The sequence below is a fragment of the Streptomyces boluensis genome (assembly GCF_009908195.1).
GTDB lineage: Bacteria > Actinomycetota > Actinomycetes > Streptomycetales > Streptomycetaceae > Streptomyces > Streptomyces boluensis.
The window spans coordinates 1-12,012 of the sequence record NZ_JAAAHS010000239.1; the positions used below are offsets into that span (position 1 = coordinate 1).

At 68.3% G+C, this 12,012-nt stretch carries 11 protein-coding genes; 3 read left to right on the forward strand and 8 right to left on the reverse strand.

Annotation, left to right across the window (positions count from 1 at the left end; all coding sequences use genetic code 11):
• Positions 1 to 89: 89 nt before the first annotated feature.
• The gene (locus tag GUY60_RS25250; protein WP_161701705.1) at positions 90 to 941 is read left to right on the forward strand and encodes a TerD family protein; all 852 of its coding nucleotides are present in this window, start codon (positions 90 to 92) and stop codon (positions 939 to 941) included.
• Between the two features lie 41 nt (positions 942 to 982).
• Here the strand turns inward: GUY60_RS25250 and GUY60_RS25255 are convergent, their stop codons facing one another.
• The 6 genes from GUY60_RS25255 to GUY60_RS25280 form a co-directional block, all read right to left on the reverse strand.
• Complete coding sequence (locus tag GUY60_RS25255) at positions 983 to 1,726, reverse strand: TerD family protein (protein ID WP_161701707.1); 744 nt, start codon at positions 1,724 to 1,726, stop codon at positions 983 to 985.
• 126 nt (positions 1,727 to 1,852) lie between these two features.
• Positions 1,853 to 3,004, reverse strand: coding sequence for a DUF475 domain-containing protein (locus GUY60_RS25260; RefSeq protein WP_161701709.1), 1,152 nt, complete (start codon positions 3,002 to 3,004; stop codon positions 1,853 to 1,855).
• Positions 3,005 to 3,080: 76 nt separating this feature from the next.
• A complete protein-coding gene (locus GUY60_RS25265) occupies positions 3,081 to 3,656 on the reverse strand; it encodes a TerD family protein (protein ID WP_161701711.1) in 576 nt (191 codons plus the stop codon).
• A 91-nt stretch (positions 3,657 to 3,747) separates the two neighbouring features.
• Positions 3,748 to 4,323: a TerD family protein gene (locus GUY60_RS25270; protein ID WP_161701713.1), complete on the reverse strand. Its 576-nt coding sequence runs from the start codon at positions 4,321 to 4,323 to the stop codon at positions 3,748 to 3,750.
• Positions 4,324 to 4,455: 132 nt separating this feature from the next.
• Positions 4,456 to 4,923 carry a peroxiredoxin gene (locus tag GUY60_RS25275; RefSeq protein ID WP_161701715.1) on the reverse strand — a complete coding sequence of 156 codons (468 nt, stop codon included), beginning with the start codon at positions 4,921 to 4,923 and terminating at the stop codon, positions 4,456 to 4,458.
• A gap of 123 nt (positions 4,924 to 5,046) precedes the next feature.
• Positions 5,047 to 5,478, reverse strand: a complete 432-nt coding sequence (locus GUY60_RS25280; RefSeq protein WP_187370124.1) for a DUF3052 domain-containing protein — start codon at positions 5,476 to 5,478, stop codon at positions 5,047 to 5,049.
• A 508-nt stretch (positions 5,479 to 5,986) separates the two neighbouring features.
• Here GUY60_RS25280 and aceE point away from each other — a divergent pair.
• Both aceE and GUY60_RS25290 read left to right on the forward strand, forming a co-directional pair.
• Positions 5,987 to 8,719 carry a pyruvate dehydrogenase (acetyl-transferring), homodimeric type gene (gene aceE / locus GUY60_RS25285; RefSeq protein ID WP_161701717.1) on the forward strand — a complete coding sequence of 911 codons (2,733 nt, stop codon included), beginning with the start codon at positions 5,987 to 5,989 and terminating at the stop codon, positions 8,717 to 8,719.
• 74 nt (positions 8,720 to 8,793) lie between these two features.
• On the forward strand, positions 8,794 to 9,621 hold the full coding sequence (locus GUY60_RS25290) for a potassium channel family protein (protein ID WP_161701718.1): 828 nt from the start codon (positions 8,794 to 8,796) through the stop codon (positions 9,619 to 9,621).
• A 63-nt stretch (positions 9,622 to 9,684) separates the two neighbouring features.
• Here GUY60_RS25290 and GUY60_RS25295 read toward each other — a convergent pair whose 3' ends face one another.
• Positions 9,685 to 10,059: a peptidase inhibitor family I36 protein gene (locus GUY60_RS25295; RefSeq protein WP_161701720.1), complete on the reverse strand. Its 375-nt coding sequence runs from the start codon at positions 10,057 to 10,059 to the stop codon at positions 9,685 to 9,687.
• A 188-nt stretch (positions 10,060 to 10,247) separates the two neighbouring features.
• Entirely contained in the window at positions 10,248 to 11,741 is a 1,494-nt protein-coding gene (locus GUY60_RS25300) for an MFS transporter (protein WP_376771322.1), read from the reverse strand.
• Positions 11,742 to 12,012: the final 271 nt, after the last annotated feature.

Sequence of the window (12,012 nt, forward strand, 5' to 3'; positions counted from 1 at the left end):
CCCCACAGCCACGCCGCAGCCGCGCCGCGCCCGCCCCGCCGACGCCCCCCGCGTTGTCCTGGCCAGGGCCGGGAAGGCAGGATGACGGCATGACGCACGCGATGCTGAAGGGGTCGAACGTCCCGCTGGAAGCCACGGCCGTACGTGCCGTGCTGCTCTGGACGCCGGGGCCCGCCGGGTCCGGCGCCCCGGACATCGACGTCTCGGCACTGGTGCTCTCCACCGACGGCCGGGTCCGCTCCGACGAGGACTTCGTCTTCTACAACCAGCCGAGGCACCCCTCGGGCAAGGTCTGGCGGCTCGGCAAGAAGCGGGCGCTCGACGGCCTGACCGACTCGATCCAGGCGGACCTCGCCGGACTCCCCGCCGAGGTCGACCGCATCCTGATCGTCGCGTCGGCGGACGGCGTCCCCTTCGAGCACGTACGCGGCCTGCGGATCTCGCTGTACGACGCGGCGGCCGCCGAGGGCGATCCGTACGCGTACTTCGACGTGAAGCCGGAGACGGGCGCCGAGACCGCGCTGATCTGCGGCGAGCTGTACCGGCGCGGGGACGCCTGGAAGTTCCGCGCGCTCGGCGAGGGGTACTCCAACGGACTGGTCGGTCTGGCCACGGACTTCGGGATCTCGGTGGACGAGTCGGAGCCCATCCACCCCTCCGGCGAGCAGACCGTGCCCCGGCCCGTCGCCGCCGCACAGCCCGCTCCGGGGTACGGCTACCCGCAGCCGCCCTCGCAGCCCCCGGCGCCGCCCGCGTACGGCTATCCGCAGCCCGTGCCGCAGCCCACGTCGGCGCCGCCCGCGTACGGCTATCCGCAGCCCGTGCCGCAGCCCACGTCGGCGCCGCCCGGGTACGGCTACCCGCAGCCGGCCGCGGCCGCCGCGATCCCGGACCCGTACTTCAAACTCCCGCCGCAGGGACCGCAGTTCCTCGGCCGCTGAAGTCGCTGAGGCCCGCGGCGGCGCGCTGACCCGGTGGCGGGCTACTTGTCGGCCTTCGCCTTGTAGCCCCGCCCCCACTGCAGCCCCCAGCCGAAAAGCCGGTCGAGCTCCGCCTGGAAGCCGTACACGAACTTCACCTCGCGGCGCACGACCAGTTCGCCCTTGACGTTCTCCATCGAGATCACCGCACAGGACCGCGCCTGCGGGGCGTGCTCGTCAAGCTCGATCTCGATCCGCGGGCCGTTGCTCGGATAGAGCGTGACCTTGGCGTGCGTACGGTCAAAAGCCGGCGTCTGGTCGTAGATGTACACGAAGACCAGGAGCCGCTTGATGGACTCCCGGTGGTCCAGGTTGACGTATATGGTCTCGCCGGACGCCGAGCCGAAGCGGTCGTCCCCGCTGAGCTTCACGTACGGCGGCGCGTTCAGGTCGCCGAAGAAATTGCCGAGCGGCTGGACGACACCCTTGGCGCCGTCGACCATCTCGTAGAGGCAGCCGAGGTCCAGGTCCACGTTCACGACGCCCTGGGTGTGCGCCTGCACCACCTCGGGCTGGAACATCTTCAGCGGGTTGCGGAGCAGACCGCCGGACCGCTTCGTGCCGCCCTCGATGTCCGACGAGCGCATCCGCCAGGACAGGTTGACGCGCAGATTGCCGGTGGCCGCGCCCTGTTTGGTGAGTGACACCGTCGGGTGGCGCTTGGTGAGCGCGATGGAATTGGTCGCCGCGCTGCCCGACTCGAACTGCGCCTCGCGCCCCCGCCACAGCCCTTGCCAGAAGGACATCCCGCCCCCAACTCTCGTACCGCACAGACCACTTGGACCTTCACAGACTGACAGAGAACGGGGCGGCCCGAGGTTCAGCACCTCGTGGCCGCCCCGCTTCAGAGCGTTCCCTCGACCCCCGTGGGGTCACACCCCGGAGGAGACCTCAGTCTTCTCGGACGAGGCCGGGCCGTCGCCGCCCTCTTCCGCGGCGAGGCGCTTGTTGCGGCGCACCGAGGACCAGAAGGACCAGGCGATCAGGATGACGCCGATCGAGCCGGTGACGACCTCGGGGATCTCGTACTGGATGGTGACGAGCAGGATCGCGGCCAGGGCGCCGATGGCGTAGTGCGCGCCGTGCTCCAGGTAGACGTAGTCGTCGAGGGTGCCCTCGCGGACCAGGTAGACCGTGAGCGACCGGACGTACATGGCGCCGATGCCGAGGCCGAGGGCCATCAGGACGATGTCGTTGGTGACCGCGAAGGCGCCGATGACGCCGTCGAAGGAGAACGACGCGTCCAGGACCTCGAGGTAGAGGAACATGAAGAACGCGGCCTTACCGGCGATGGCCACGGCCGAGACGGGCTTGCCGCTCTTCTTGGCGGCTTCCTCCTCCTCGTGCTCGCGCTCCTCCTCTTCCTCCAGCTTGTTCTCGAAGTAGCCGGAGAGACCGCCCACGATCAGGTACGTGATCAGACCCGCGATACCGGAGATCAGGACCGTCTGCGCCTTGTCGACATGGGCGCCGCCGTGCTGGTGGGCCTGGGTCGCGAAGGTCATCGCGGTGACCATCAGGACGATGAGCGCGATGCAGACCGACAGCATGTCGACCTTGCCGAGCTTGGCGAGCGGGCGCTCGATCCAGCGCAGCCACTGGATGTCCCGGTCCTCGAAAATGAAGTCGAGGAAGATCATCAGCAGGAACATGCCACCGAACGCGGCGATCGACGGGTGAGCGTCGGTCACCAGCTGCTGGTACATGTCCTTGTCGGTCATCGCCAGTTCGACGGCGTCGATCGGGCCGATCTTGGCACTGATGGCGACGATGACGACGGGGAAGACCAGCCGCATGCCGAAGACCGCGATCAGAATGCCGACGGTGAGGAAGATCTTCTGCCAGAAGGCAGACATCTTCTTCAGAATTCCGGCATTGACCACAGCGTTGTCGAAGGACAGCGAGATCTCGAGGATCGACAGGATCGCCACGATCCCGAACGCCTGCCACCCCCCGATGAACACCGCTGCGACCAGGCCGAGCGCGGTGACCGCGAACGACCAGCCGAAGGTTTTCAGTACCACTGGCTACCCAATCGTTGTGTACGGGGCGTCCCCGCTCCCGCGACGAGTACGGGGCTCCCCCGAGCCGTGCGCGGCTTTACGAAACATTGACCCCGAAGTCTAGAGCGATGCCCCGCAGACCCGACGCGTACCCCTGTCCTACGGCACGGAACTTCCATTCCGCGTTGTACCGGTACACCTCGCCGAAGATCATCGCGGTCTCCGTGGAGGCGTCTTCCGACAGGTCGTACCGGGCGAGTTCCTGACCGTCGTCCTGGTTCACGACGCGAATGAACGCGTTACTCACCTGACCGAAAGTCTGGCCCCGATTATCCGCGTCATGGATCGAGACCGGAAAGACGATCTTGTCCACCTCGGCCGGGACCTTGGAGAGATCCAGGATCAGCGACTCGTCGTCGCCGTCGCCCTCACCGGTCAGGTTGTCACCGGTGTGCTCCACCGAGCCGTCAGGGCTGGCGAGTTGGTTGTAGAAGATGAACCACTCGTCGCCGAGCACCCGGCCCGCATTGCAGAGCAGCGCGCTCGCATCCAGGTCGAAGGGTGCCCCGGTCGTGGAACGTGCGTCCCAGCCGAGTCCGACCAGTACCTGCGTGAGGTTCGGTGCGGCTTTGGAGAGGGAGACATTGCCTCCCTTGGCGAGCGTGACGCCCATGATCGTGGTCCTCCCCATGGTGGTGCTGCGATAAGTGAGCACGTCCGGCGCCGCACACGAGGTGCGGCGCCGGACGTGGGACGTGCGTGGCTCAGACGTTCACACCGAAGTCCTGCGCGATGCCGCGCAGGCCCGAGGCGTAACCCTGGCCGATGGCACGGAACTTCCACTCCGCGCCGTGGCGGTAGAGCTCGCCGAAGACCATGGCGGTCTCCGTCGAGGCGTCCTCGGAGAGGTCGTACCGCGCGATCTCGGCACCGCCGGCCTGGTTCACGACGCGGATGAACGCGTTGCGCACCTGGCCGAAGGACTGCTGGCGGTTCTCGGCGTCGTAGATCGAGACCGGGAACACGATCTTGGTGACCTCGGCCGGGACACCGACCAGGCTCACCTTGATCTGCTCGTCGTCGCCCTCGCCCTCACCGGTGGTGTTGTCACCGGTGTGCTCCACAGAGCCGTCGGGGCTCTTGAGGTTGTTGAAGAAGACGAAGTTGGCGTCGCTGGAGACCTTGCCGTCCTCCTTCGTCAGGATGGCACTGGCGTCGAGGTCGAAGTCCGTACCGGTAGTGGTCCGGATGTCCCAGCCGAGGCCGATGGTGACATCGGTCAGGCCGGGGGCCTCCTTGGTCAGCGAGACGTTGCCGCCCTTGCTGAGGCTGACTCCCACGAGTCCTCCCATTGGTGTCTAGGGGCAGCGCCCCCGTAGTGCGTTGGCATCGGATCAACGAATGGATCCTAGTGACCGGTTCCCGCATGAAACAGGCTATTCGGCCTGGGAGCGCGTGGCCGTCGGGGTGATTCAGAGGCTGCCGAGCGCCGCGACGTACTCGTTCAGGTCACGGGCGTCGGGCAGGCCGTTGACGACGGTCCAGCGGACCACGCCGTCCTTGTCGATGATGAAGGTGCCGCGCACCGCGCAGCCCTTCTCCTCGTCGAAGACCCCGTAGGCGCGCGAGACCTCGCCGTGCGGCCAGAAGTCGGAGAGCAGCGGGTAGTCGAGGCCCTCCTTCTCCGCGAAGACGCGCAGCGTGAACGGGGAGTCGTTGGAGACGGCGAGCAGCTGCACGTCGTCGTTGGCGAACTTCGGCAGCTCGTCCCGCAGGGCGCAGAGCTCGCCGGTGCAGACGCCGGTGAAGGCGAACGGGTAGAAGAGGAGCACCACGTTCTTCTCGCCGCGGAAGTCCGACAGACGCACGGTCTCCCCGTGCTGGTTCTTGAGCTCGAAGTCCGGGGCCTTGGTGCCCGTCGTGATCCCAGCGAGTGCCATGAAGAAGCGTCCCTCCGTAGGGCTGTTCAGGTGGTGCCACCCTAACGAGAGACGCGGGACGCGCGTGAGCCCCCGCCGACCACTGTCGACGGGGGCTCACGCAGAGTTTCCCTGGGGTGCGGTTCAGCGCTTCTTGGCTGCCGCCTTCGGGGAGACCAGACGGCTGCCGCTCCAGTCCTTGCCGGCGCTGATGCTCTTGGAGGCAGAGAGGCCCGCGGTGGTTGCGGCCTCACTGATCTCGCTCGCCTCTACGTAGCCGTCCCGGCCGGTCTTCGGGGTCAGCAAGAGGATGGAGCCGCCTTCTTCCATGTACTGGATGGAATCCACCAGCGCATCGGTCAGGTCCCCGTCGTCGTCGCGGAACCAGAGCACCACGGCATCGGCTACGTCGTCGTACTCCTCGTCGACGAGGTCGGTACCGGTGGCCGCTTCGATGGCCTCACGGAGCTCCTGATCGGCGTCGTCGTCGTAGCCGATCTCCTGGACCACCTGGTCGGGCTGGAAACCAAGCCTTACGGCAAGGTTCGTCTCCGCGTGGTCCGCGGTCGCGCTCACGGATTGCCTCCTGATCATGTTTGGAAGTTGTTCTCGGCCACACGCGCTGCGCGCGGCATTGGCCGTAGTCCACACGTGCGGGGCGGATCGCGCAAGTACCCGGCCGCCGAGACCGCCGAAACGGTGACGTTCCTGGCCGTGTCGACGCAACTCATTGAGCGCTTTGCCGGGTACCGGTGATTCATCCCACACCATTCTGACCTGATTTGCCGGACCTGTGGGCGTCGCGTGCACGACGACCGCATCCGGCACCTTCGAAGAGGTTTCGAACGGGTCTCAGGTCGCGGAGTGGCGGGTCCCGTACCTGGCTCCCGGCCCCGCCTTTCTCGGGGAAGGGGCGCTCGGGCTGGGCGTATCGTTCTGATTCGGGCCGAACTCCGCACCGGCCGCCACGAGGACGGCCTGGTTACCTAACGGTACAGATGACGTTTGCGCGCCCGAGGTGGACGATGGGGTCGGCGTTATGACGGCCCCCGATACCGAGCAGGACCGACAGCGAAGGAACAGCGTGGCTTCCGGATCAGATCGCAACCCGATCATCATTGGCGGCCTGCCCAGCCAGGTCCCGGACTTCGATCCCGAAGAGACTCAGGAGTGGCTCGACTCGCTGGACGCGGCGGTCGACGAGCGGGGCCGTGAGCGGGCCCGCTACCTGATGCTCCGGCTGATCGAGCGGGCCCGTGAGAAGCGCGTCGCGGTACCCGAGATGCGCTCCACGGACTACGTGAACACGATCGCGACCAAGGACGAGCCGTTCTTCCCCGGTAACGAGGAGATCGAGCGCAAGGTCCTGAACGCGACCCGCTGGAACGCGGCCGTCATGGTCTCGCGCGCGCAGCGCCCCGGCATCGGCGTCGGCGGCCACATCGCGACCTTCGCGTCCTCGGCCTCGCTGTACGACGTGGGCTTCAACCACTTCTTCCGCGGCAAGGACGAGGGCGACGGCGGCGACCAGGTCTTCTTCCAGGGGCACGCCTCGCCTGGCATCTACGCCCGCGCGTACCTCCTCGACCGGCTGAGCAAGCAGCAGCTCGACGGGTTCCGGCAGGAGAAGTCCAAGGCGCCGTACGCGCTGTCCAGTTATCCGCACCCGCGGTCCATGCCGGACTTCTGGGAGTTCCCGACCGTGTCCATGGGCCTCGGCCCGCTCGGTGCGATCTACCAGGCGCGGATGAACCGCTACATGGAGGCGCGCGGCATCGCCGACACCTCCAAGTCGCATGTGTGGGCGTTCCTCGGCGACGGCGAGATGGACGAGCCGGAGTCGCTCGGCCAGCTGTCCATCGCGGCCCGCGAGAGCCTGGACAACCTGACCTTCGTCGTCAACTGCAACCTGCAGCGCCTGGACGGCCCGGTGCGCGGCAACGGCAAGATCATCCAGGAGCTGGAGTCGCAGTTCCGGGGCGCCGGATGGAACGTCATCAAGCTGGTGTGGGACCGCAGTTGGGACCCGCTGCTCGCCCAGGACCGCGACGGCATCCTGGTCAACAAGCTGAACACCACGCCCGACGGCCAGTTCCAGACGTACGCGACCGAGACCGGCGCGTACATCCGTGATCACTTCTTCGGTGGCGACCACCGGCTGCGGGCGATGGCCGAGGGCATGACCGACGCTCAGCTCCTTCACCTGGGCCGTGGCGGTCACGACCACAAGAAGATCTACGCGGCGTACGCGGCGGCCAAGGCGCACAAGGGCCAGCCGACCGTGATCCTCGCGCAGACCGTCAAGGGCTGGACGCTCGGGCCGAACTTCGAGGGCCGCAACGCGACCCACCAGATGAAGAAGCTGACGGTCGACGACCTCAAGCACTTCCGGGACCGGCTGCACCTGCCGATCGCGGACAAGGACCTGGAGGACGGCCTGCCGCCGTACTACCACCCGGGTCCGCAGTCCGAAGAGATCCAGTACATGCACGACCGCCGCAGCGGCCTGGCCGGGTACGTACCGACGCGGGTGGTGCGCGCCAAGCCGTTGCAGCTGCCGGACGACAAGCTGTACGCGGCCGCGCGCAAGGGCTCGGGGCAGCAGGCCATCGCGACGACGATGGCGTTCGTCCGCATCCTCAAGGAGCTGATGCGGGACAAGGAGATCGGCAAGCGCTTCGTGCCGATCGCGCCGGACGAGTACCGCACGTTCGGCATGGACGCGTTCTTCCCGAGCGCCAAGATCTACAACCCGCTCGGCCAGCAGTACGAGTCGGTGGACCGTCAACTCCTGCTCGCCTACAAGGAGTCGCCCACCGGGCAGATGCTGCACGACGGCATCACCGAGGCGGGCTGCACGGCCTCGCTGATCGCCGCGGGCTCGGCCTACGCGACGCACGGCGAGCCGCTGATCCCGGTCTACGTCTTCTACTCGATGTTCGGGTTCCAGCGGACCGGCGACCAGTTCTGGCAGATGGCCGACCAGTTGGCGCGCGGTTTCGTGCTCGGCGCGACCGCCGGGCGTACGACGCTGACCGGTGAGGGGCTGCAACACGCGGACGGCCACTCGCAGTTGCTGGCCTCGACCAACCCGGCGTGTGTCGCGTACGACCCGGCGTTCGGTTTCGAGATCGCGCACATCGTCAAGGACGGTCTGCGCCGGATGTACGGCCCGGACAGTGAGGACGTCTTCTACTACCTCACGGTCTACAACGAGCCGATCGTGCACCCGGCCGAGCCGGAGGGCGCCGACATCGAGGGCATCCTCAAGGGCATCCACCTCTTCAGGCGGGGCGAGGCGGGCGCGGTCCCGGCGCAGATCATGGCGTCCGGTGTCGCGGTGCCGTGGGCGCTCGAGGCCCAGCAGATCCTGGCCCAGGAGTGGAACGTCAAGGCCGATGTCTGGTCCGCGACGTCCTGGAACGAGCTGCGCAAGGAGGCCGTCGAGGTCGAGCGGCACAACCTGCTGCACCCGGAGGAGGAGCAGCGCACCCCGTACGTCACGCGGAAGCTGAGCGGCGCCGAGGGCCCGTTCGTGGCGGTCTCCGACTGGATGCGGGCGGTGCCGGACCAGATCTCGCGCTGGGTGCCGGGGCGGTACAACTCCCTTGGCGCTGACGGCTTCGGCTTCGCGGACACGCGCGGTGCGGCCCGTCGCTTCTTCCACATCGACGCGCAGTCGATCGTCCTCGGGGTGCTCACCGAGCTCGCCAAGGACGGCAAGATCGACCGCTCGGTCCTGAAGCAGGCGATCGACCGCTACCAGCTGCTCGACGTTGCGGCCGCCGACCCGGGTGCGGCGGGCGGCGACGCGTAGTACCGGAGAGGGGCTGAGGAGGGCGGCGGGACCTGCGGGTCCCGCCGCCCTTCGCGTTCCTTACGATCCCTCCCATGAAGGAACCGTCGCCACAGATCCGGTGGGAGAACCGCACGCAGCGGCCACTGCTCGCGCTCGCGGTGCTGTTCGCCGTGGCGTACGCGGTGCCGATCGTGCTGCCCGACGCGAGCCCGGCGGTGAAGCGGGCGTGTGCCGTCGCGGAGTGGGGGGTGTGGGGCGCCTTCGCCGTGGACTATCTGGTGCGGCTCGCTCTGAGCGAGGACAAGAAGCACTTCCTGCGCCACCACTGGCTGGACCTGTGCGCGGTGCTGCTGCCGCTGGTCCGGCCGCTGCAACTGCTGCGCATGGTGGCCACCCTGATGCTGGTGGGCCGGCGGGCCCGGATGGCCACCCAGATCAAGCTGACGACCTACGTGGGCGGGGCGGTGACCGGGCTGCTGATGTTCGGCTCGCTCGCCGTGCTCGCCGTGGAGCGCGAGTCGCCCGACGGGAACATCAAGACCCTCGGGGACGCCCTGTGGTGGTCGTTCACGACGATGACCACCGTCGGGTACGGCGACCACTCGCCGACGACCGGGCTCGGCCGCGTGCTCGCCGTCGGCCTGATGCTGTCCGGGATCGCCCTGCTCGGTGTGGTGACCGCGAACATCGCCGCCTGGTTCATCTCCCGCTTCGACCAGGACGACGAGGGGGACCGGCGCCGTACCGCGGCGATCGAGGCGCTGACCGAGGAGGTCAGGGCGCTGCGGGCGCAGGTGGCGGTGCTCTCCGGGGCCGCACCCGAGCCCCCGCCCTCCGCCGTCGCCGGAGCGACCGTCGGCGCACCCTCGCCCGTGGCGGAGCCGCAGCCCACCGCGCCCGTACGGTACGAGGCCCACTGACCCGTACCGCCGCGCCGAAGGGTCGGTACGACGGCGGTACGGGCCCGTGGGCGGGGCTGCGGCTCAGTGCTCCCAGATCTTGAACGCCCGTACGCGGTAAGGCGACCGGGGCGTCCAGGTGCCGTCTCCCGGGTACGTCTGGAACTCGCCGGTCTCCGCGCAGTGCTCCGACTGGTAGGCGGTGACGGGCCGTCCGGTGCGGTTGGCGAGGGCCTGCGCGGTGGTGCCCTTCGGCAGCGCGACGCAGCTCTCGATGTCCGTGCCGGTCAGGTCGTACGTCTGCCGCTCGCCCTTGAACTCGGCGTCCCGCCACAGGCACAGCTCGCCGGGGCCGCAGTCGGCGAGCGCGGGCGGGGCCGCGCCGGCCGCGGGGGTGGCGAGCAGGGCCAGGGCGAGCAGCGAGGTGGTCAGGGCGGGCAGAGCGATGGTGGTGCGCATGGTGAACCCCCGTGTCGTACGGATCAGTTGGCCGTCACGGACTGTGCCGGTCGACTGCACTTTCGCTGGTCGTGCGGGCGGGCCGGAAGGGGTTCGGGGCGCGGTCGTCCTGATAGGGGAAAGTCCCGCCGGAGCGTTTCTCCAGCGGGACTTTCGGGTGTGCGGGCGCGGGGCCCCGGCGCGTGGCGTCAGATGTGCGCCGCCCCCGCGCCGGCCTCCGCGTTGGCTCCGCGCTTGGTGAAGAGGGCGACCAGTGCGGCGACCACCGCGACGACGCCCGCCGTGACGAACGCCAGGTGCATGCCCGACAGGAAGGTGTCCTTGATCACGTCGCCGATCTGCTCGATGACCGGCTGCGGGGTGTGCGCCTTCTCCAGCGCCTCGGTCGGTACGGCACCGGCCACGGCGGCCGCTTCGAGACCGGGTGCGGGCTCGCCGGGCAGTCCGGCCTCCGTCCACTTCTCGGGGAGCGTGGACGACACCTTGCTGGACATGACGGCGCCGAGGACCGCGGTGCCGAGCGCGCCGCCGACCTGCATGGCGGCCTGCTGCAGGCCGCCCGCGACACCGGAGAGCTCCATCGGGGCGTTGCCCACGATGACTTCGGTGGCGCCGACCATCACCGGCGCGAGGCCGAGGCCGAGCAGGGCGAACCAGAGGGACATGGTCCAGGTGCTGGTGTCCGTGGACAGCGTGGTCATGCCGAACATCGCGGCGGCCGTGAACACCATGCCGCCGACCAGCGGCACCCGCGGGCCGAACTTGGTGATGAGCGCGCCAGCGAGCGGCGAGGACACGATCATCATGGCCGTCAGCGGCAGCAGGTGCAGTCCGCTCTCGACCGGGGTCATGTGGTGCACGCCCTGCAGGTAGAACGTGACGAAGAACAGGCCGCCCATGAACGCGAAGGCCATCAGGACCATCAGGATGGTGCCCGCGGAGAGCGGTACGGAGCGGAACATCCCGAGCGGGACGAGCGGCTCCTTGACCTTGGTCTCCCAGACGGCGAAGAGGACGAAGCTCAGCACGGCCGCGCCGAGGAAGATCCAGGTCTTGGTGCCGCCCCAGCCCCAGGACTCACCGGCCTTGATGATGGCCCAGATCAGGAAGAACATCGCGCCGGACAGCAGCACGATGCCGGGTATGTCGAAGGAGCGCGGCGCGTTCTCGGCGCGGTGGTCCTTGAGGATCCACAGGCCGAAGACGAGGGCTATCACCCCGACCGGCACGTTGATGAAGAACACCGACTGCCAGTTGACGTGCTCGACGAGTACGCCGCCCAGGATCGGGCCGCCCGCGGTGGAGGCGCCGATGACCATGCCCCAGATACCGATGGCCATGTTGAGCTTCTCGGCCGGGAAGGTGGCGCGCAGCAGGCCGAGCGCCGCGGGCATCAGCAGGGCGCCGAAGAGGCCCTGCAGCACGCGGAAGACGACTACGTACGTGACGCTCTCGGACAGGCCGATCGCGCCGGAGGCCGCGGCGAAGCCGACGATGCCGATGAGGAAGGTCTGGCGGTGGCCGAAGCGGTCACCGAGCTTGCCCGCGGTGATCAGCGAGACGGCGAGAGCGAGCAGATAGCCGTTGGTTATCCACTGGACATCGGCCAGCGAAGCGTTCAGATCCTGCTTGATCACTGGGTTGGCAATGGCCACGATGGTGCCGTCGAGGGCCACCATCATCACGCCGATCGCGACGGCGAACAGCGTCAGCCAGGGGTGGCCGCGCAGGCCTTTCGCCTCGGCCGGGGCGGGAGCGCCCCCCGGCTGCTCCGGCGCCTTGTCCGCCTTGTCGACGGTGGTCTGACTAGTCATGCCGCGAGGCTAACTGACAGCCACTGACAGTTGACAAATCAATTCACAAGTCGGTAACTGTCACGTTGCTCACAGGTACAGTGAGCTGCGCAAACAGGTGGAAAGAGGACCACGGATTTGACCCCGCCCCATCCCGAGC